Source organism: Vreelandella neptunia, assembly GCF_034479615.1.
Classification (GTDB): domain Bacteria; phylum Pseudomonadota; class Gammaproteobacteria; order Pseudomonadales; family Halomonadaceae; genus Vreelandella; species Vreelandella neptunia.
This window is the reverse complement of record NZ_CP140255.1, coordinates 3,618,499-3,638,315: the sequence shown is the minus strand read 5'-3', so window position 1 is coordinate 3,638,315 and position 19,817 is coordinate 3,618,499. Positions and strand designations below refer to the sequence as shown.

Genomic DNA, 19,817 nt, shown 5'->3' with positions numbered 1-19,817 from the left:
CGTTGTGCCAGCCGGTTAGGACAAATGACGGTGTTTAGTTCGGCGGTGTGAGGTGGTTTAGGACGCTGTCGGCGATGCGGTCGGCGTCTTTGGCGGTTATTCCGATGAGTTCGCGGCGTGCGTACTGGTGTTGCGGGCCGCCGCGCTCTACGCGATCCCTTAGCCCGTAGTGGTGAACGCGGGCGATACGGGCGACGCGACCGAGGAAACCCATTTCGGCGGTGTCGGCGGTAGTTTTGATACGTAGGTATTTGGCGGTGCGCAGCTTGGTAAACATGGCTTTGCGGCGGATGCGGCCGCTTCGCCCGCGTAGTTCGGTGCGGGGCTCATAGGGCGTGCCGTCGGGGTTGGTTTGGGCTTTGATGCGGTCGCGGTTGGCGATGCGTAGGTCGCGGGCGACTTCGCGGGCTAGGACGCGGCGCTCTTTTGTTCCCAGCTTGTTGATGAGCGGGGTTAGCCACTCTTCTAGCTGTTGGAGTTCGTCGCTCATGCGGGGCTATCCCATGCCGCTTCTTGGGTGAATTCTTCGCTACCCGGGTGTTTGATGTTGAGTTGCCAGCTTGTGGCGGGGCAGGCGTCGGCGGGGTATTCGGGCATGCGGTGGTGGGCGTCGATGTCGCTTGTTTCGCAGTTGACCTTGGCGACGACGCGCTCGGTTAGGCGCACGGTGAGGGCTAGATCCCAATGGGTGTTGCTGAGGATTTCTGCCTCTATTTGTACGGCTTCGTCTTCGACTAGGTCGGGCTGGTAGGTGTTGAGCCATTGGAGCAGTGGGATCATGACGGTGTCTAGCGATCCGCTGTAGTCGGTGATGATGATTTGGGCGTCGACGGTGTATTGGTGGCTGAGGTTGGTACCGCGCGAAAACATGACCTTTCCGTCGTTGACGAAGGTGTGGAGCTGTTCGGGGTTGCGGCGCAACTCTTCGACCGAGGCTAGCAGGTGTTGGCGTAGGGATTGGAGTTTGATCATTGCAGGGTTTCCACTAGTCCGTTATGCCTGGTTGCGCAGTCGTGGTACTGGCTGGCCCAGGTGCTCATCGTTAGGGTGACATCGCCGCCGGTGCCGTCGGTGAGGTAGGGCAGTGTTTCAGGGCAGCGCTTCATTAGGTTCTGTTGCGCTGGGGTCGGTTCCGGCGGCGGCGTGGTTGAGCAGGCTGATAACGCTAGGCTCAAGGCAAACGCGCTGGTAAATCGGCTTTTGAATTTCACGGATGATTCCCCTATCGATTACCCGTTCGTTGGCTTGGAGTTCGCCCAGGCGCTGTTCAACGTGGGCGGCGATCTCTGATTCGCGCTGCATGGCGGCGTCGATGGCTTGTTGGGCGGCGCGCTCTGCTGTGAGTGCGTGACTGTCGTTTTGCCAGTTGGCGACTTGGTAGCCTGCGGCGAAGGCTACAGCCACTCCCGCCGCGGCTGCTGTAAGAATGATTTTGTTCATGCGGCTAACCTCATGCCTTGCGAGTGGCGGCGGTAGGCGGCGGCTAGCTTGGTGTCGTAGTCGTTGGCGGCGTAGTTGGGGCCGTTGTAGCGGCTGGCGAACCCTGCCCAATCGTGGCGCCGTAATGCGGCGTGTATGCCCCGGTCTTTTTCAACGAATCTGACGAAGGCGTCGAGCTGGTTGGCTTCGTTGATGGCCATGTCGGCGGCGTAATTTTCGGCGGATTCGTAGCCCAGGCGCTTCCAGTGGAATCCCATGATTTGAAATAGCCCCCAGCTTGAGGACTCAATCGAGGCGGCGGTGTGGATCTCGCCCGCGCGTTCGCGGCGGTTGTGTTCACGGTGGCCACCGATATAACCGCCCGGACTTCCGTTGACGATATCGGGTTTGGCGCGTTGGTACGGTAACGGGTTGATGCCGTGATGCTGCAGCTGGCGGCGCATGATATGGCGTTCAAATAGGATGATCGGCATGCCGTTACGCGGGCCGCCAAAGTGGAATCCATTGCCACGGCTTTCGACTTCGTTGACGGCCATAACGGCGGCTAGCTCTACGCCCAAGCGGTCGGCTGCGTCGACGAGGTCTATCTGGCTTAGTAAGCGGGCGTCTTGCTGGCCATGGAGTAGGGCGCGGGTTTTTGGGCCTGCGATGCCGTCGGTGACCAAGCCTTGTTTGCGTTGGTAGCTGCGCACGGCGCGCATGGTTTCATTACCGAAGTCACCGTCGACGCTTATGTCATAACCGACGGCGTTAAGTTCGCGCTGCAGGGCGGTGACACTTGGGCCGATGGAGCCTTGACGTAACAGCATGCTATTGCCTCCGGAGTGGGCGGATTAGGTGGGCGACGTTGCCGCCGGTGCGGATTAGGGCGATGGCCAGGGCGACCATGGCGGCGGCGATTAGCCAGCGGGCCAGCTCTGGCACTGGCGGGCCGTACACTGCGGCGACGGGCATGGCGACGATGATTAGCCACGCCGTGATGGCCACCCCTGGGCGGTAGCGCCCACGGCGGCGAAACGTGAGCAGCCGCGCGACGACCACCAACGCGGCGGCGATGGTTATTGCGTATGCGAGGTTCACTTTCTGCCCCCTAGCCAGGCTTTGAGGTCGAGCGTTTTTACTCCCTCAATCGCTCTTAGCCCGGCGGTTACGGATACGGCGGATGCAATGAATGCGGCGACGGCAGAGTGCTCGAGCATGCTGCCCAGCGTGGCAGGGCCGCCGAGGTACCCCACCCAAAAGCTAATGAATAGGTACGCCAGGCGTTCCAGGATGCCTAGCTCTTTGGCGCTGATGACAAATAGCGTGGCGCCGCAAAATGCACCGACGACGGCGTTTGCGTCTATGCCGGGCAGCATGCCGATCACCAACGCGGCGAGCGATGCGGTACCGGCGGCAGCGGCGGTTGATGGTTCGGCCATGTGTTCCCCTTTTATGCTTCGTTCAGCTCCATAGCTGAATTTTTGGTTTCTTTGTTTCGCGGGTTTCCGGCGGCGGCGGTAGCGTGACCGGGGTTCCCTCTTTGAGCACCGGGCCTTGGTCGGCTAGGTGCGGGTTTAGCTGCAGCGTTTGCTCGGTAATCGCTGCGGTTTTGCCGTAGACGCGGTAGAGCAGGGCGTCGAGTGTTTCGCCCTGGTGGGCGCGTACTACTCGCTTCATATCAGCTCGACCGTGGTGTGGTTGCGGCCGGTGAGTTCTGCGATTGCCCAGCGGGCGTCCGCGCGGTAGTCGTCGGCGGCTAGGTCTTTGGCTTCGCCGCGTTCGTCGCCTTCGCCGGTGGCGGATGCGTCGCGGTAGCGTTCGAGTAGGTCGGCTTGGGCCTGGGCGTAGACGGCGCGGCGATAGAGCAAGTGGAGGTCGCCGGGAGTTTGCCAGGGCTCGACCGGTACTTCGCCGATACTTGGCCGGCCGTTTTCTTGCTGGTCGGCTTGGTAGGCGGCTAGCTGCCGGTTTACGTCTGCTATTGCGGCGCGCAGTGATTGCTTGAGGCGCGGCGGGGTGACGTTGTGCACGCGCTCTTCTTCGCGGAATTCGTTTGGGTCGATCTCGGGCCAAAAGCCGTTGTTGGCTATAGGTTCTAGCGTGGGGCTTGGCGGGTTGGTGCCGTGGGCGATCATGCTAGCCACCTGTAAATAAAAGAAGGGGGTGGATCACTTCGCGCGAGGCTGAAAGCCCTTGCTTAGCGATGCCCCCTTGCCGTCGGGGTGCGACTCGGTTGGCGGTCAGGCGTTGGCCTGTTCGCCCTGTTTTTTGATGAGGCTTTCCAGCTGCTTGATGTCTTGCTTGACGCCGATTTTGTCGTTCAGCTCTAATGCGCGTTTGAGCTGTTCGAGGGCGCTTTCGACGTCCTCGGCGGCGCGTAGCGCGTAGCCGTATGACTTGTGCACCTTGGCCTTGATTTGGTCATGCATGTCGGCATCACCGACGATGGCGATGCAGCGGGCCATTACGTTTGCTAGGGCGTCGTAATCAGCACCTTCTTTTTCAAGCGATGCCTTGACGCCTTCGGCGATCTCTTCGGCCAGGATGCTGACGGTATCGCGGTCGTATTGATCGGGCGTATCAAGCTTGTGCTTCACGGCGTAGGCTCCAATTTCCATGGCTTTTTCGTAATCTCCCACGTCGATACACCAGACCATTAGGGTCATGAGTACGTCGTCTTTTGCGCCTTTGCCTTCGGCTAACACGCCGTTGATGTAGGGAATGAAGTCGGGCAGCAATTGGCGCTTTTTCTCGATTTTGGCTTCAATCGACCGGATTGCTTTTAGCGTGCGGCGGGCTTCGTAAAGCGCGCGGGCGTGAAGTTCGTATTGCTCGCCTTGTTGCTGCTCGCCTGGGGTGGCGGTGCCCGCCGCTTTCGCGGCAGATACCTGTTCGAAGTGTTTACGGGCTGGGCTTTTCATCTAATTCCCTTTTCGCTAGCTGGTGACTTTGCCGCTTATTCAGCGAATTCGATGTTTTCTACGAGACAGCCGAAGCCGTAGTCTTCAACGACATAGGCGTCGTTGGAGCTTTCGTAGTTTTCGATGCGCTTACGCTTGGGGTTGTCCAGCACGTAGCGGCGGCGACTGCCTAGCTGCCAATACAGTGAAAGGTTAGATAGCGAGGTGATCAGAATGGAGCCGTCCGGTACGAATGGGGCGCGCACTGCTTGCAGGCCACCTACACGCTTTTGGCTGATGATCAGGTCGAGGGCGCGCGCTTCGGTGGGCGTTTCGGCGTTTTGCTGGATCAGCGGGAAATATTTATCTGCCAGCATCTTGCGGCCCATGATGGCGACGAGGTCGGTGTCTTCGCGGTACCAGGGGTCGATCATTTCGTTAACGGCGTCGAATACCAGGGCGTCAAGGTTGGCGTAGTCGCTCGCGGGGCCGACGGTGATGGTTCCGGCTACCGCGCCGCCAGTGAGTACGCGGGCTGCTGCGTCTTCACGGTACTTTTGCAGCCAACCTTTGTTGACGTCTTCCAGCATCGGGTTGGCGGTACGGTCGGTTTCGGCGGCAACGCTGACACCGTTAAAGCCCACCATAATCCGGTCGAGCGCTTGTCGGCGGAGGATGGCGTTACGCACGCGGGCTTGGAAGTCTGGGAAGCGTGCCCAGGCGTCTAGCGATGCCCATGGAATATGGGTGTCGAATTCAGTGCTAAAACATTCGTAGCTGTTATCTGTCAGCGCCGCTAGGTTGCGGGTTTCGCGTTCGTTGGCATCTACATTGGTGCGACCGGCGATGGGGCCGGATACGCCGACGCCTACCTTCTGCCCTTTGATCTCATCGACACCGATCATGTTGATGCGGCCTAGGAATTCGCTGGATTCCTGCATTGTCGATTCAAGCGTTTGTTGAACGCTGGGCTCGACGTTGAATTGCTCGCTCGCGCTGTTCACGCCGCTTAGCTGTGCTAACCGATCCCGGTACTGGTTGAACTTGATACGTGTGTCGTTGCGCATTGGTGTTATCCCTTGAATTTAGTGGCTCTGGCGGCTGGCTTTTTGCTGGCCAGGGCTTAGCAGTCGGTTAGCTGTTCACCGCCGCCGGTGGCGGGGGCGCGGCGCGTGGTGTCTGGGGTGTAGTCGATTTTGGTGTACAACTCATCGAAGCTTTTCTGCAGGGCGTCATGATCGGCCTGCAGCTTGGTGAACTGGTCGGCGGTGGGGCGTTTTTCCAGCTCGGCATTCAGCTCATCGTGACGCTTGGCGAACTCTTCGAACGCGCCTTTGATGTCGGCGCCGAAGGCTTCAAAGCCTTTGTTGGTTTTGGCGTCTTGACGGCTAAATAGGCTTTTCACAAATTCGCCGATGCTGGGCTTGGGCGTTTCTTCCTCTTCGAAGTCGAAGGCTACTTCTTCGGCGGCCGTGAATAGGTTGTCAGCGTGTTGCTTGCGGCTGGCTAGCGGTGACTTGTCGCCTGCCTCACGGCTGAACTTGATCATTTCAGTGCCGAGCGAGGCGGGGGAGTCGGTGACCGCCAGGCCTTCCAAGTAGGCTTCGCCGGTGTCGCCAAACTTGGGATTGACTTCAATCGAGCTGTAGACCTTTTGGCGCTTTTTGTTCAGCGCTTTGAGTTCTTCGGTGGGGTCGATTTCTGCGAACAGGGCCAACTTGCCGCCGTCTACTTCTTTTGCTTCAAGTGACAGTACGTCGCCCATTGCGCCAAAGGCGCTATCCGGGCCGATGCCTCGAATGTGCTCAACCCATACGCGGGCGCCGTAGGTTTTGGGGTCGTAATTGGCGGCCATTTGCTCGATCCATTCACGTTGGATCTCGCGGCCGTCGGTGGTTGCGCCTTCGGTGGCGACGCGGAATGACTTGGGCATGTTGGGCTTCCTGAGCGGGTGGCTGTTCGGTTAGCGCTCAGGTTCCGCGCGTAAGCGTTTGGGCTCAACGGTTGCGCGTTGTGCGGGGTTGGCATGACAAAGCAGGGCAGGCGTGGGCATCGCGCGCGGCGGGTACGCTGGCGGCATGACGACGACAGCTCCCGACCCGATCCCTAGCGCTACTGATTCCCCGCGCATGACTGCCCGCCACCTTTACTGGCAGGGGTGGCGGGTTGCGCGTATTGCCGAGGAAATTGGAGAAAAACCGGCGACGGTGCATAGCTGGAAGGCACGCGACCGGTGGGAGGATAAGACGCCGACCGAGCGCGTTGAGTACACGCTTGAAGCGCGGATGGTTCAGCTGGTGGCTAAGCCGAAAAAAGAGCCGGTCGACTTTAAAGAGATTGACCTGCTCGGGCGGCAATTAGAACGGTTAGCCAGGGTTCGGAAGTATGACGAAACCGGCAATGAGGCGGATCTAAACCCGAATATCGAGGCGCGCAACGCTGGGCCGAAGAAGAAGCCGAAGCGTAACGCGCTGGATGAGGAACAGGTCGAGGCGCTTGAAGCGGCTTTCCTCGATTCGTTGTTTGAGTACCAAGCGGTTTGGAATGAGGCGGGGCAGAAGCACCGGATTCGTAACATTCTCAAGTCTCGGCAGATCGGCGCCACTTGGTACTTTGCCCGCGAGGCTATCGTCGATGCGTTCAAGCATGGGCGGAATAAGATTTTCCTTTCTGCATCACGCGCCCAGGCGCATATCTTCCGCAATTACATTATTCAGTTCGTCAAAGAGGTGTGTGATGTCGAACTGAAAGGCGACCCGATTGTTTTGGATAACGGCGCTGAGCTGCATTTTCTGGGCACCAACTCCAAAACCGCCCAGGGCTACCACGGTGACGTTTATCTTGATGAATACTTCTGGATTCATCGCTTTGCTGAGTTCCGGAAGGTCACCAGCGGCATGGCCATGCATAAGAAATGGCGGCAGACGTATTTTTCGACGCCGTCGAGTGTTGGCCACGAGGGCTATCCATTCTGGAACGGGGATCTGTTCAATAAACGGCGTAAGAAGTCGGAGCGGGTCGAGTTTGATGTTTCTCACGATGCGCTGAAAAACGGCAAGCTCTGCCCTGATGGCCATTGGCGTCAGATCGTGACGGTGATGGATGCTATCGCGGGGGGCTGTGACCTGTTCGACCTCGATCAACTGCGCATGGAGTACTCGCCGGATGAGTTCGAAAACCTGCTTATGTGTGGGTTTGTTGATGATTCACAAAGCGCGTTCCCGCTGACGGTGATCAAGGGCTGCATGGTCGATAGCTGGGAGGTTTGGGACGACTACCGACCGTTTGCCCCGCGCCCCGTTGGTGACCGGGAGGTTTGGATCGGTTACGACCCGACCGGCCGCGGTGAAGATGGCGACGGCGCCGGGCTGGTGGTGGTTCTGCCAGCGCGCACCCGCGAGGAAAAGCACCGAGTATTGGAGCGGCACCGGCTCAAGGGACAAGACTACGAAGACCAAGCCGCGTTTATCGAATCGTTCCGCGACAAATACAACATTGGGCATATCGGCATCGATACCACCAGCATTGGCGGGGCGGTTGCTGAATATGTTGAGAAGTGGTTCCCCACGGTTACCCGATATAGCTACAGCGTAGAGCTGAAAACTCAAATGGTGCTGCAGGCTCAGCAGATCGTCAGCAAAGGTCGGCTTGAGTTTGATGCGGGTTGGTCGGATCTCGCCGCCGCGTTTATGTCGATCAAAAAAGAGCTTACCAAGAGCGGCACGCAATTCACTTATACGAGCGGGCGTAATAAGGCCACCGGCCACGCCGATCTGGCTTGGGCGACGATGCACGCACTCAAATTTGAACCTGTCGACGGCCCCGTCGAAGAGGGCACCGGTAAATCACTAATGGAGATGTACGAATGACCACTACCGCTGCGGCTAAGCCGCGCCACCGCGTGTATGCCTATGAGACTGACAAGGCCGCCCCAGCGGTGGCCACCGACAGCGGGAGAATGGAGGCGTTTACGTTTGGCGACCCCGAGCCGGTTACTTCAATGCGTGATGTTTGGTATGAGGGCGTTTGGCTTACGCCTGATGAGTGGTATGAGCCGCCGATCCCGTTAAGCGTTCTGGCTAAGAGTTATCGAGCAACGCCGCACCATGGTAGTGCAATGCAGGTTAAGCGTAATATTTTGCTGAAAACCTTTGTGCCTAACCAGCTACTCAGCCGCCGCGATTTCAGCGCGCTGGCTCTTGATTATCTGGTGTTTGGCAATGGGTACCTTGAGGAAGTGAAAGGGCGGCTAGGGCGTCGGTTGGCATTGAAGCACCGCGCGGCTAAGTATATGCGCCGGGGCGATGACGACCGGTATTGGTGGATACCCAACTATATGGAGCGGGTAGAAATGCCCGAGGGCCGAACCATCCACCTATTGGAGCCTGACATCGATCAAAGTATATACGGGGTGCCGGATTATATCGGCTCACTGCAAAGCGCCTGGTTAAACGAGAGCGCGACTTTGTTCCGCCGCCGGTACTACCTGAACGGCTCGCACGCTGGTTTTATCATGTACGTGAACGATGCCGCGCATGATCAGAAAGACATCGACGATATGCGCAAAGCGCTTAAAGACAGCAAGGGGCCGGGCAACTTCCGGAACCTGTTCCTCTACTCCCCCAGGGGTAAGAAGGACGGCGTTCAAATTATCCCGGTTTCAGAGGTAGCGGCTAAAGATGAGTTCTACAACATCAAGAACATCACCCGGGACGATCAGCTCGCCGGTCATCGCATCCCACCCCAGTTGATGGGGATCATCCCCCAGAATACCGGCGGCTTTGGTGACATCGAGAAGGCCGCGCGGGTATTCGTGGCCAACGAATTAGAGCCGCTTCAAGCAACAATGCGTGAGATAAACGAGCATGTTGGTGAAGAGGTGGTTCGCTTCGACCCTTACACACTTGACGATCCCAACGCCGAGTAAACCGACCCGCTAATCGACGCCGCCCACCTGGGCGGCTTTTTTGTGCGCGCACACACGAAGCAATTTTAAAATGAGACGCATTAGCCTTTTTATTAGCTCTACTATTCGTTTTAAGCGCTCTTATTCTGCCCCTATCCCGACCACTCGCAAGATTAGAACGCGCCTTGTGCGCGCTGTACGGCCTGCCTACCCACCCACGGCGGCGACCCGCGCCGCGCTATCGTCACCCCGCCCCGCCCGCGCGCTAAATGTAGTGGTTTTTATGCACCATTGCGGCAGGTGCTCAGGCCGCGCCACTGCTGGGCGGAATGGCGGTTATAAGGGGGTGTATTTTTTATGCGTTTTCATGCGCACTCATGCACTTTTTCGGTGCTCAGTGAAAAGGTGTTAGGTAGTGGTCGGCAAGCATGGCCAGGATGGTTTTCCGGTGGCCTTCCCAGGTTCGTTCGTCGACCAGATCCGCGACGACGGTGGGCATTTCTGCGTAGGTGATCCATAGCTCGACGGTATCGGCTGGGGTTAGGCCGATCTTTGCGCGGTGATTTTGCAAGCGGATATCAAACTGAACGTAGGGGCCACCGTCGGGTGCTTTGCGTAGGGAATAGGTGAAATGCTTGATTTTCATGCCATATTTCTCGCTGCCATTTTCTACGTAGTTCATATCGCTAAGCTAATGATTTACAATGCCTCAGTGATTGGCTTTTACATAGTTCTTTTTCGCATAACACGCTGATTGATATGTTAAATTGTAATATCTTGTAATCAGTAGGTCCCGGGTTCGACTCCTGGTGTCGGCACCACTAAAAAAGTGGTTAAAAACAACACGTTAGAGACTTAAAAAGGCTGCCTTCAACGGTAGCCTTTTTTGTTTTATTCCCCAAATTCCGTATTTGCGTGCCGTATTGCGTGCCGTTTCTCTCAAGACCAATTCTGCCTGTTTTTTTCGTTGCTGCAAACCGTTTCTGAGCGGGCTGATGAAGCCGCCTCGCAGCGCGTGCCTGCTGTTCAGTATACCGACCTCGTAGCCAAAAAAGGGACAGTCCCTCTTCCTTGTCCATAAGAGAGCTCGGCGGGGTGACACACAAAAAAAGGGCTGCCAGCGCAGCCCTTAGCAGATATTTGTCGATCGCCGTTATGCCTAGCCGAGCGCCGCGTCGGCGATTAACCCTTTTTCGTAAGTCTGGATATCTTCTTCGCGCCACCGCGTACAGCGAGCACCCAGATAGATTGGTGAGGGGATCTGACCTTCACGTTTCCAACGCCAAATGGTCGCCTTTGAAACACCAAACCGAGAGGCCAGGTCCGCAGCTGACAGGTATTTTGCAAGCATGTGTATCTCCACGTCACAGTAAGCTTTTCCGTCACTTTAGGAAATTCTGGTGCTTAGCAGTTGCGTCTAATTGCTGGAATACGGGCGTTAGACCTTTTTGCGTCCTATTTCTTGGTAGTCGCATTTGATATCCCGGTCCGGACCCAACGCTAAAGGATGTGTAGATTTTAGTGTCCTGTTGGTTTCTCAAAAAAACAGAATTTAGTGGCCTGGAGGGGCCTTGCTGGATCCGGTTTCTTTGATAGTTTGGATTTGCCCAAGTGGGTATTTCAAATAGGATGAAAACTATGAAAGTTCGTGATCTTTTTTCTGCTTTGCAGCGCGGTGACCTTTCGGTCGTTTCAGAGGTGACTGACGTTATGAGTGAACTGGCAGATGCTATCGATATGTTGCATATTGCTAACCCTTACGAGCAAATTGAAGTCGTTGAGCATCTTAAAGGGTTAGACGATGAGGAACCCAATAACCTATTGGAAATGATCGGTATGTTAAAGAAAAATGACTGGTTTTAAGACATGAACATGGCGCATTATCAGCCTCATGGAGGCTGATAATGCGCTTGTTTCAATAGCCTTTTTTACTTTTTACTACGTGACTTTCCCTCGGTCTTCCTCCTGCTACTTTAGGCTTCAAGCCTAGTGAGCCCGGGTTGTGTTCCCTTCTTCCAAGCACTTCAAAAATCAATTTCAATGAGCTGATGTAATCAGCGCGTGTTTTTGGGTTGTACATTTACACTTCAAGCCAGTGTTGTGAATTCCTTCATTGATTCCAGCATCCCCTTCGACTGCACGGAAAAGTAGAGTTACTGGAATGCTGTTAGGGGAGCCAGCCCAACGATTCGTGCGTCGCGGACTTAATGTCAGGTACTTACTCTCTGATGTGTTAGCTTGGCTTTCTGGACTAGATCCGCAGCGCTCAACAGCAGAAGCTTTCTCAGCGAAACAAAGCCTGAAAACTTCGCTCATTTCCATTGGTAAATAAGGGGAGTCATCAATCTCTGGTGATTTCGCAAGATTAACTATGTTTCATGTCGAAAATTAAGGTAAATATCGACATGACGGGATCGCATAAAAGCAACCTTACGCCTTTCAAGATTAACGTTGGTGGCAAGAGCAGATGGGGGGATAGCTCTAAGCTAGTTACCTTAACTACAAGGTGCGTTAGCATAGGTGGATCAGGAGCTACTTATTCATGAAAGTATGGCCAAACCTTTGTTACCTTCTAAGGCTCACCTCCCTATCTTCTAGGTATGCTTTTTTTATAATGTTTTTACAGTGGATTGCCTGTAAGAATGTATTGGACGGTCGGTTGAAACTGCTTTAGATCGCATCTCGCCAATAATTCAGCGATTTCTCTGACACAATGCCATGCTGAGTGCCAATATCGATAACTGACTGCTGAAAAGCCTGAGCAAGTTCTGGCTGATGGCACAAAAATAGCGAGCGGATCATCCGCGTAATGCGCAGATGATTATGACCGCCTGCTTTCAGCCAAATATGCGTTTGGATCGAGAGGTTGGGCTGTGCTGTGATGACGTAGTTTTCGCGTTCCAGTCCAAAAAAGTCCAGCATGACATCAAGGGAATGTTGCTGGCGCTGGCGTAAGGACGCTTCTCTCTCAAAAGCCGCTTGCACTTCGGACGTCAATAACGGCGCAAAGGCGTTAAAGCGGCCCATTTCCGGGATAGGAAACAGCCACTGAATATAATCGTGGGTGTGTTCCAGCCAGAAAGAGGGGAGTACCCAGATATCTTCGAGTCGACGTCCCTTATGATCGTGGCCTTCTCCACGATAAAACGCGATTAAACGCTCATCATTTCCCATTATGCTCCCCGCACTAACGGTTCGTCGTGCCCATGTAACACCATTTCGCGTGCGTGGCGTTCGGTGTCTGGGTCAATTCGAGCTTCAATTCGTTCTAGCGCGCGGACATAGGCTGCGGGTAATCCGTGTTCTCGTGCGCCCGCAAACACATGGTGCTTGTACCACGTATAGGGGCGCATACCCATGGAAGTAATTTTGCCAACATATGCCTGTACTTCAAATTGCCCGTCACCCGCTAGGTCTGTTACCGTCAGCCATGTTTCATCGTAGGCAGCGTTGAGCCCTTCATAACGATCCAACGTCAGCTTTATGGTGCGAAGCGACTTCCCAGATAACGCCTTAGACAGCTGACTGATCGGATGCCGGTACAATATCGCACTTGCCGGAGCCGTCACCGCCTTGCTGATGAAAGGCTAGGCGATACGCCGGTAGAAGGGCGGTGGTCACAAAACGCGCTGGAATCCGCGCGGCTAAGCGCTGGGTAGACATATTAGAGCCATAAGCAAAACAGAGCACCGTTATCTCCTTCCAGTAGGTTGGCTATCGTTGGCAAGTTGTTAAAAGGTCTCGTGCGCGACCGGTGTGCGTTGGTAATGCGCAAGTACCTGCTCTGCATTCGCCTTTAGCGTTTCTTGCCACGACGTTGGGGCCAGGACGTTGACATTGGCGCCCATGGCCATCAGCCACCACAGTGTTTGTTGATCATCGGGCACCTCGGCTTCCAGCTGTTGCCAGCTGCTGTCAGGTAGTGAGGTCAGTCGCTGAGTTTCCGACAGTGGCGTCTCACTGAGCAGCCACGCGACTTGTGGCGCTACCTGGGCGACGAGGGTGACGGGGGCTTTGCCTTGCAGATAGCCAAACGCCCCGCCCGCTATGTAGTTGTCTAAGTCAAAGTCGTGCAAAGGTCGCCAGGTCGATTCACTTAGCGTGGCTGTTTCGATGCGGTGCATGGCGAACTGACGAATATCGTCATAGTCGTTCACTGTCGCCAGTAAATAGGTCACGCTGTGTCGGCTAACCAGCCCTTGGGGATGAAGGGTGAAGTGCTTTTCCGTTTTGGTCGCACGGGATAAGTACACGACATCCACCGGTTTCTGCTCCAGCAGGGCTTGAGAGATGATCTGCCACGTCGTTTCATTAAGCGCCGCTGGAATAAGCGCTTTGCCATTGGGGATGGCGCGAACTTTCCGTGCCCATTGGCTCAATCCGTTGGAGCTCATCTCATCAAGCAGCCGTCTCGCATCCGTAAAGTGCGGCGATAACTGCCCAACGACCACAGGGGGCAGTAATCCTTTTAAATACTCTTCGGCCAGTACCAGTGTTAGTGCACTCGGCACGTCCAGCGCGGGCAACTGACACTGAAAGTCGCGATCGAAATACCACCGGTAGGGCTTCTGGCTATCGTCGCACCCAATGGGAAACTGCGTAGAAAGTTTTTGGCTCAAATCGCGTTGTAGCGACCGAGTATCAATATGAAACCCACGCTCAGCGAGTTTCTCTTTCAACACGGGGGTCGACATTCGCCCGGGATAACGGGGAATGAGTTGCAGAAGCGTCAAGTAGCGAAAAAGCGTATCGCGCGTATCAGACATAGTGACGCTAACCTTGGCTAAAGGAATGAAAGCATTAAGTTTAACGTGCCTCACAAAACTTAGCGACTCTCTCGGGCAGCGCATCGGGCTCCCGCGAAATCAAATGGGCCCGGCGTCGCCACAGCCCAGTCATGTGGTGGTCTGGAGTGGCATGGGGGAGATGCCACCATAGTGCGGCGGGATGAATGTCTGCGGTAACTTCTCGTGATGAGTGGGGGTGTCCTTCAAGCCAGCGATATACGTCTATGGCGCTGCGGCCCACGCAAACGGGGAATAGCAGCGCATTCAATGGCAGCGATACGCCAAGGGCTAACAGCAGCGCATTGACTTCATGGTCACAGGCTAAGTGCCAACGATGCTGATTAGCCACAAGTGGGGCGGTTAAGTGGCCGGCCACGCAATGCCAGATTAGGTGGGCATGTAAAAAAAGGCGTGACTCATCAGAGAGCGTGGCGCTGTAACGAGGGCAAAAATAAAGATGCTGACCATCGGTGCTCGCTGTCGCTATTTGCTGATGCAGCACGGGGACCAAGGTTAAAAACTCACTGAGCATCTCCATGACGGGGAGTGTTGTTGCCCAATAAGCGCGATCCGACTGCCACTTCGCTAACTCTTGCTGTGCATCCGCCATTGCTGAAGATGAACGTACCAACATATCCATAGCCTTCCTTTCCTCAAGGATGAGGTGTCATAAGCTACGGTAGGGGTGCGACAACGTAAGCCGCATAAAAATGCGGTATACCTATGACTGCTTCGTTAGCCACACGTGTATGAAATGCTCTGCTTCCTTAGAGAGTGGGGCGTTTCGCACGCCGCTTGCCTGGCTTAACACCCATCGCTGGCCCTGGGGTGTGATCGCAACCGTCACGGGCTCAGGTTGCTGCAGGTGATAGATAGCGACTTGTCCGTTGGCGACGGCGCTGCTGTAACTGCCCACGCAGTGCCGCATGCGCTCTCCCTCTAAGAGTAAATCTTGCCAAGAAGTGATGGCGGTAATTAACGTTGTATTAGGCAAGGACGGCGTAGGGTAGGGGCCATGGCGTTGCTCCAGTTCAGTGGCGCTACTTTGAAGGTTGCCCGCGGTTGCGTGACCATTAAAAACATCCACTAACCGGTCGTGTAAGGCTTGAAAGGTCGCCAATGAGACTACGGGGTAGAGGGCTTCTGATCCTGTAGCTAACATGCGCTGGGTATCCACCAGCATCGCTTTAAGCCAAGCACTACCACGGTAATGGGGAGCTTGGGTTAGTGCCTCGTCAATAAGCGTAAGCAACCCCGGCCAGCGTGCGCCCTCATAGTTGGCTAAAAAGATAAGGTGCCTGGCGTGAACACAAGGTTGATGACGCACAAACTCGCTGTTGCCGGGGTTATTTAGCCCCCGTTTTAGCGCTAAGAGTTCGCGCCGAATCATTGGGCCAAGCTGGCAGCGACGCAGCAACTTGGCGCATGATCGCGTTGCGGGTAAACCTGCGGCTGCACATAGCGTTGATTGCTTGTGACACAGCAATGCTGCGAAGGTATCCGCTGACCACCTTTCTTGTGCCCCCTTTTCTACCAGCAGTATGAGCAGCAGCGGCGATGACACTACCATGTCTAAGGCTGCTTCTAACCGGCCAGCAACCTGCGCTATTTCAACGCCTAGAAAAGGCACCGCATTAATAACCTGAATCAGCGTGCCAGGCATACCCTTCGTTAGCGTCTCTCCATGGGTTTCAATAAGCACCTCCCAGCTGATGCCCGGGGGCTCCAAAAACGCACCCGTTGCTAGCTGTGCACCTTCTGCCTTACTAACCCACGAAAACGGCGCGTCTGACTGCCAGGGCGAAAGCCGTACTTCCATTTGGTAGCCAACGGCAGAAGACAAATCAAACACAATGCGGTTATGGCAGTGCGGGTTATTTTTAGGCCAGAAGTGCCGGAAAAATCCTGAAAGACGTCCAAGGCAGGTGGATGAAAATGTTTGGCTGATCAAAGAACGCATCGGGTGTTTTAACCTAAAGGCATCGTGGTTGACTGATTGTGATAGATGAATGCGACATTAAGTGTCGCTTAGTTGGTTTAGGCTAGTACTAAGTGCTTAGTTAAGTATTTGGGATGTGACCTATCTCCTCATCCACCATAGTGATAACCTCATTTTATTTTACTTTTCCGCTAGTTGGCATGATGAGTACAGAGCGACACGGAATGTCGGAGCTAAGACTTACTCTCCTGGCAGCTTTTTCTGTTGTGACTGGCTGCAACAAGAAAGTAGGTATGACAGCTTTCTACTTCCCCAGCACTCGTGTGGTGAACCGCGACTGTAAGTGTATTGAACGCTGCGCAGTTGCTAGCCACGATTTATCCTAAATATACATATACATTGGAATCTTAATAATGAGTTTACGTCACGCAAGCCGGGCCATTCTGGTGCTTGAGTCTCCTTGGGAACTGGATGACCGGGATGCCAATCGCAGCAGTGTGATTCCCTTTGTCGAGGGGGTAGCAAAACTGACTGGTGATACGGATGTTCACTATGCCAATTTCTACGATAAAAAGAGCTTTGAAATGGCTCTAGAGTGCCTTTGTAAAGGCGATCTAGATAGCAGGATTGTCTACATAGCGGCGCACGGTTTTGGCAAAGAGATCGCAGGTATTCCCATGCTTGACTTGCTGCTCATTGTGGCCCGCTATTCCAAACGCTACCGCATTGACGGTGTGTTGCTCGGCAGCTGCTTTGTTGGCAAAAACTCCACCACCATGGAGGCTTGCATTGAAGAATCTCGTTTGCGCTGGTGCGTGGGCTATACCGAAGCTACTAACTGGCTGGATGGCACCCTGGTGGATTGCAAGTTGCTAGCGGAGCTGTCTGAATTGGAGTACGACGATTTTCTCGAACGTGATGCGGCAGTTGACGCAATGGTCAATGCGCTACACCTGTTTGATCCAAATGCAGTGATTGGCTTTGACAATGATGAAAATGGAGTAGTGCTGAGGGATGCCATGAGCTTTGTACTTCAGCTTCGTGGCCAGGGGCAGCGTGCCCGCAACATTACCGATGTTGTTTGGGAACAGATAGATGAATGAAAGGTAAGTAACCATAACGGCAAATTAAGGCATGTGATGTGGGCTGTTGCCAAATTTAGAACACTCATCTGTGGTATCTATCTCAAAAGATTAGGTGACCTTAGCAAATGGTTATGAAGCAAAGGAATTTGGTGTAACGCCGAATGCGTGGTCATGGTGGCCTCAATTTAGGATGGCATTCGAGAGCAGTCTTTAAAAAAGCATAAGGGAGCGGTAATGAAGTTGATCAAGTCTATCGCAGCGCTCGCTCTTTTGACGATTATGACAGGCTGTGGATCAGTCAATATGTCAACTCAGCAAGAGTCAACCGAAGCAAAAGAGTTTAACCAACCGTCTAGTGGTAAAGCGGGTATCTACGTATTCCGCAAGGACTCTCCAATTGGTGCGACCCTGAAAAAGGATATCTGGATCAATGGCGAGTGCATTGGCTAGAGTGCCCGTGGGGTGTTCTTCTATCACCAAGTAGATGGTGGCCAGGAGCATAAGGTTGCAACCGAGTCCGAGTTTTCTCCCAACACCCTGAAGCTGTTCACAGAGGCAGGTAACAACTACTTCGTTGAGCAGTATATCCGTTTGGGAGCCTTCGTTGCTGGCGCGAACTTAAGGCACCATGACGAAGCCAGCGGCATGCGTGAAGTCAGCGAACTGAGCATGGCAGCAAGTGGTAATTGTAGCAGCGAACTTTAAGGTTGGGTGGGCACCACCGTAGTGCGGTGCCCCTGCCAGCGGAGCACTCCATGAAAGAAGACAAGCGCTATCAGCACCTCCCAGGCCGCTAGGAGCTGTCAAGCAGGTCGAGTTTGGGCGAGTTGTGCTTTGTTCTGCTCAAGGACATGTCGGTTCTCGGTTCCGACCTGCTGTTCGCCTTGATTGTGTTTGCCTTTTTCTCATCATGCTTGAGAACGAAGCCAAAACCTACTACGAGCAAACCGGCTGTATCGTCTAAATCCCCAGCAAGGGCCACGTCGACATTGACCTGCCCAGGAAGGCTATACCCGCTGAATTAAAATCAGGACCCGTTTCTAAGCAATAAAAGTGGGTTGATGCACGACATGGGCATTTTTGGCAGAACTCAATCTAGTGAGGGAGTGGTATTAATGGCCAAAAGGTTTGCATAAGTAAGAAATGTAGAGCTCAACGACCTCGCTAAGTGTTGTAAAGCGGTTTGGCCATAAGTGCCTAGATTCGCTATTTGAGCGTGAATGAAAGTAACAATTACAGGAGTTGAAATGTTTTTAAACCGACTGACTTTAACCGAAAAAGAAGCATTCCTTCAAATCGCACATCATGTCGCACATATCGATGATGATTTTAGTAAGGAGGAAAGGATAATCATTGATAAGTATTGCATGGAGATGCAGGTCGACGATGTATTCTACGATCCAGAACAGTTTGATTTAGCGGCGGTACTTGAGGTATTCCAGGAAGATAGCCACAAAAAAATTGCATTGCTTGAGTTGATGGCACTTGTATTTTCAGACGGTCACATGCATCGGGCTGAAGAGGGTACGCTTGAAGAAATAGTGGAACGCTTTGGCCTGAACCCTAATCTAGCTGTTGTCTATAAGGAATGGGCCAAGAGTATTTTGTCTCTTTTCGTTCAGGGTGAGGCCTTGATACACCTATGAGCTTTCCCTGCACCCGGTGCGGCCTGTGCTGTCAGAATATCCACAAAGTGGAGATGTTGCGTAGTTACAATCGCGGTGATGGGGTTTGCATTTATTATCGGTCGGATATCGGCTGCACTATTTATGATCAAAGGCCACTAGCCTGTCGAATCGATGATGGATATCAGGTGTTTGCTAGTGATCTGATGTCTCTTGAAGAGTATTACCTTGGCAACGCACTAGTGTGTAATCAATTACAAGAGGCGGCAGGTTTGCCGTTGGATTGGAGAGTGGATCTATGACGTTAGACCAGAATGTGAGCTTGGATGAAAGGTTAAGTCAGTTGGAAGCACTACTCCCCAGCTCACGAGCCAATCTGCGTCGACTATCAGTATTACTTAGTAGTAGTGAGCAGCCGAAAGTTGCGGTATTTGGCAAATATAACCATGGCAAGAGTACCTTGCTGAACGCGCTGATTGGTCAGGAAATATTCAAGGTAGCGGATAAACGAGAAACATTGTCGGTCAGCGAGTTTATTCATGATGACGTCACATGGATAGATACACCTGGACTGGATGCGGATGTGAGTGGTGAAGATGACCGGCGGGCAATGAAAGCCGCTTTAGAAAGTGCCGATATTTTGTGCCTAATACACAACGTCAAGGCCGGTGAACTAGACAGGAGTGAGATGCAGCTATACCAGCAGTTAATGCGCCAGGACAGCAACTATCGTAGCAAGCTGGTATTGGTACTGACCCAGATCGACCAGGTAACACCAGAAGATCTGGAACAGGTAGTAAGTGAAATTCGATCTCAACTGCCAGATTTGCAGATATCCAAAGTATCTGCACTCCGTTATACCCGAGGTATTCACGAAGATAAAAATGGGTTCATTAAGGCCAGTGGCATACTTGAGTTCTTATCTTATCTGAACACATTGAAAGGCGACGTGGTTGAACTACGCCAGAAAGAGGCTCAGCGTCTGATACGAAAAGCCCGGGTTGAGCTGACAGAATTGATTAATGACCGTAAAAACTCACTCAGAAGTGCCACGAGCAACATGGAGAAATATAAAAAAGGGTTTTGGTTCGATGTGGAAAACGCTCGAAACAAAATAGTCGATCGCGCTGTGAAGCTAGATTTGATGTAAAGG

Annotated in this window: 28 protein-coding genes; 8 read left to right on the top strand and 20 right to left on the bottom strand. The window is 53.8% G+C overall.

Annotated elements, in window-relative coordinates:
- Positions 1-34 precede the first annotated feature (34 nt).
- The 12 genes from SR894_RS16870 to SR894_RS16815 all read right to left on the bottom strand — a co-directional run bounded on the left by SR894_RS16870 (position 35) and on the right by SR894_RS16815 (position 6,255).
- Positions 35-490 carry a phage virion morphogenesis protein gene (locus tag SR894_RS16870; protein WP_223288955.1) on the bottom strand — a complete coding sequence of 152 codons (456 nt, stop codon included), beginning with the start codon at positions 488-490 and terminating at the stop codon, positions 35-37.
- Positions 487-972, bottom strand: coding sequence for a phage tail protein (locus tag SR894_RS16865; RefSeq protein WP_223288956.1), 486 nt, complete (start codon positions 970-972; stop codon positions 487-489). Before SR894_RS16865 ends, SR894_RS16870 begins: the two co-directional genes overlap by 4 nt.
- Entirely contained in the window at positions 969-1,106 is a 138-nt protein-coding gene (locus tag SR894_RS16860; protein WP_223288957.1) for a hypothetical protein, read from the bottom strand. Before SR894_RS16860 ends, SR894_RS16865 begins: the two co-directional genes overlap by 4 nt.
- Positions 1,090-1,440 carry a hypothetical protein gene (locus SR894_RS16855; RefSeq protein WP_223288958.1) on the bottom strand — a complete coding sequence of 117 codons (351 nt, stop codon included), beginning with the start codon at positions 1,438-1,440 and terminating at the stop codon, positions 1,090-1,092. Before SR894_RS16855 ends, SR894_RS16860 begins: the two co-directional genes overlap by 17 nt.
- Positions 1,437-2,249 (bottom strand): N-acetylmuramidase domain-containing protein, encoded by an 813-nt coding sequence (locus SR894_RS16850; protein ID WP_223288959.1) that lies wholly within the window; start codon positions 2,247-2,249, stop codon positions 1,437-1,439. The genes SR894_RS16855 and SR894_RS16850 overlap by 4 nt, the downstream gene beginning before the upstream one ends.
- 1 nt (position 2,250) lies before the next feature.
- Positions 2,251-2,520 (bottom strand): phage holin family protein, encoded by a 270-nt coding sequence (locus SR894_RS16845; RefSeq protein ID WP_223288960.1) that lies wholly within the window; start codon positions 2,518-2,520, stop codon positions 2,251-2,253.
- Positions 2,517-2,861 (bottom strand): putative holin, encoded by a 345-nt coding sequence (locus SR894_RS16840; RefSeq protein WP_159341527.1) that lies wholly within the window; start codon positions 2,859-2,861, stop codon positions 2,517-2,519. The genes SR894_RS16845 and SR894_RS16840 overlap by 4 nt, the downstream gene beginning before the upstream one ends.
- A 22-nt stretch (positions 2,862-2,883) precedes the next feature.
- On the bottom strand, positions 2,884-3,099 hold the full coding sequence (locus SR894_RS16835) for a tail protein X (RefSeq protein ID WP_179917193.1): 216 nt from the start codon (positions 3,097-3,099) through the stop codon (positions 2,884-2,886).
- Complete coding sequence (locus SR894_RS16830; protein WP_223288961.1) at positions 3,096-3,557, bottom strand: head completion/stabilization protein; 462 nt, start codon at positions 3,555-3,557, stop codon at positions 3,096-3,098. Before SR894_RS16830 ends, SR894_RS16835 begins: the two co-directional genes overlap by 4 nt.
- A gap of 105 nt (positions 3,558-3,662) precedes the next feature.
- Complete coding sequence (gene gpM, locus SR894_RS16825; RefSeq protein ID WP_223288962.1) at positions 3,663-4,343, bottom strand: phage terminase small subunit; 681 nt, start codon at positions 4,341-4,343, stop codon at positions 3,663-3,665.
- Between the two features lie 35 nt (positions 4,344-4,378).
- Positions 4,379-5,389: a phage major capsid protein, P2 family gene (locus SR894_RS16820; RefSeq protein ID WP_223288963.1), complete on the bottom strand. Its 1,011-nt coding sequence runs from the start codon at positions 5,387-5,389 to the stop codon at positions 4,379-4,381.
- A gap of 56 nt (positions 5,390-5,445) precedes the next feature.
- Positions 5,446-6,255, bottom strand: a complete 810-nt coding sequence (locus SR894_RS16815) for a GPO family capsid scaffolding protein (RefSeq protein ID WP_223288964.1) — start codon at positions 6,253-6,255, stop codon at positions 5,446-5,448.
- A 112-nt stretch (positions 6,256-6,367) separates the two neighbouring features.
- On the opposite strand from SR894_RS16815, the gene SR894_RS16810 reads away from it, so the two are divergent.
- Entirely contained in the window at positions 6,368-8,191 is a 1,824-nt protein-coding gene (locus tag SR894_RS16810; RefSeq protein WP_479694300.1) for a terminase large subunit domain-containing protein, read from the top strand.
- A complete protein-coding gene (locus SR894_RS16805) occupies positions 8,188-9,249 on the top strand; it encodes a phage portal protein (RefSeq protein WP_223288965.1) in 1,062 nt (353 codons plus the stop codon). Before SR894_RS16810 ends, SR894_RS16805 begins: the two co-directional genes overlap by 4 nt.
- Before the next feature lie 373 nt (positions 9,250-9,622).
- On the opposite strand, the gene SR894_RS16800 is transcribed toward SR894_RS16805, so the two are convergent.
- On the bottom strand, positions 9,623-9,874 hold the full coding sequence (locus tag SR894_RS16800; protein WP_223288966.1) for a hypothetical protein: 252 nt from the start codon (positions 9,872-9,874) through the stop codon (positions 9,623-9,625).
- Between the two features lie 513 nt (positions 9,875-10,387).
- Positions 10,388-10,579 (bottom strand): helix-turn-helix transcriptional regulator, encoded by a 192-nt coding sequence (locus tag SR894_RS16795; protein ID WP_172118872.1) that lies wholly within the window; start codon positions 10,577-10,579, stop codon positions 10,388-10,390.
- A 287-nt stretch (positions 10,580-10,866) separates the two neighbouring features.
- Here SR894_RS16795 and SR894_RS16790 point away from each other — a divergent pair, with 287 nt between their 5' ends.
- Positions 10,867-11,091: a hypothetical protein gene (locus SR894_RS16790; protein ID WP_223288967.1), complete on the top strand. Its 225-nt coding sequence runs from the start codon at positions 10,867-10,869 to the stop codon at positions 11,089-11,091.
- Between the two features lie 807 nt (positions 11,092-11,898).
- On the opposite strand, the gene SR894_RS16785 is transcribed toward SR894_RS16790, so the two are convergent.
- The 6 genes from SR894_RS16785 to SR894_RS16760 form a co-directional block, all read right to left on the bottom strand.
- Entirely contained in the window at positions 11,899-12,402 is a 504-nt protein-coding gene (locus tag SR894_RS16785; protein WP_223288968.1) for an opioid growth factor receptor-related protein, read from the bottom strand.
- Complete coding sequence (locus tag SR894_RS16780; RefSeq protein ID WP_246638277.1) at positions 12,402-12,701, bottom strand: gamma-glutamylcyclotransferase; 300 nt, start codon at positions 12,699-12,701, stop codon at positions 12,402-12,404. Before SR894_RS16780 ends, SR894_RS16785 begins: the two co-directional genes overlap by 1 nt.
- Positions 12,702-12,741: 40 nt before the next feature.
- Positions 12,742-12,918, bottom strand: a complete 177-nt coding sequence (locus SR894_RS16775; RefSeq protein ID WP_246638278.1) for a gamma-glutamylcyclotransferase family protein — start codon at positions 12,916-12,918, stop codon at positions 12,742-12,744.
- Between the two features lie 41 nt (positions 12,919-12,959).
- Complete coding sequence (locus tag SR894_RS16770) at positions 12,960-13,994, bottom strand: helix-turn-helix transcriptional regulator (RefSeq protein WP_223288969.1); 1,035 nt, start codon at positions 13,992-13,994, stop codon at positions 12,960-12,962.
- Positions 13,995-14,034: 40 nt separating this feature from the next.
- Complete coding sequence (locus SR894_RS16765) at positions 14,035-14,655, bottom strand: DUF2201 family putative metallopeptidase (protein ID WP_223288970.1); 621 nt, start codon at positions 14,653-14,655, stop codon at positions 14,035-14,037.
- 81 nt (positions 14,656-14,736) lie between these two features.
- Positions 14,737-15,975, bottom strand: coding sequence for a PcfJ domain-containing protein (locus SR894_RS16760; RefSeq protein ID WP_223288971.1), 1,239 nt, complete (start codon positions 15,973-15,975; stop codon positions 14,737-14,739).
- A 392-nt stretch (positions 15,976-16,367) separates the two neighbouring features.
- Between SR894_RS16760 and SR894_RS16755 the strand changes: the two genes are divergently transcribed.
- The 5 genes from SR894_RS16755 to SR894_RS16735 all read left to right on the top strand — a co-directional run bounded on the left by SR894_RS16755 (position 16,368) and on the right by SR894_RS16735 (position 19,814).
- Positions 16,368-17,057 (top strand): hypothetical protein, encoded by a 690-nt coding sequence (locus SR894_RS16755; RefSeq protein ID WP_223288972.1) that lies wholly within the window; start codon positions 16,368-16,370, stop codon positions 17,055-17,057.
- Positions 17,058-17,273: 216 nt separating this feature from the next.
- Positions 17,274-17,489, top strand: a complete 216-nt coding sequence (locus SR894_RS16750) for a DUF2846 domain-containing protein (RefSeq protein ID WP_223288973.1) — start codon at positions 17,274-17,276, stop codon at positions 17,487-17,489.
- Between the two features lie 12 nt (positions 17,490-17,501).
- A complete protein-coding gene (locus SR894_RS16745; protein ID WP_223288974.1) occupies positions 17,502-17,744 on the top strand; it encodes a DUF2846 domain-containing protein in 243 nt (80 codons plus the stop codon).
- 515 nt (positions 17,745-18,259) lie between these two features.
- Positions 18,260-18,685 carry a TerB family tellurite resistance protein gene (locus SR894_RS16740; RefSeq protein ID WP_223288975.1) on the top strand — a complete coding sequence of 142 codons (426 nt, stop codon included), beginning with the start codon at positions 18,260-18,262 and terminating at the stop codon, positions 18,683-18,685.
- A 277-nt stretch (positions 18,686-18,962) separates the two neighbouring features.
- On the top strand, positions 18,963-19,814 hold the full coding sequence (locus SR894_RS16735; protein WP_223288976.1) for a GTPase: 852 nt from the start codon (positions 18,963-18,965) through the stop codon (positions 19,812-19,814).
- Positions 19,815-19,817 lie beyond the last annotated feature (3 nt).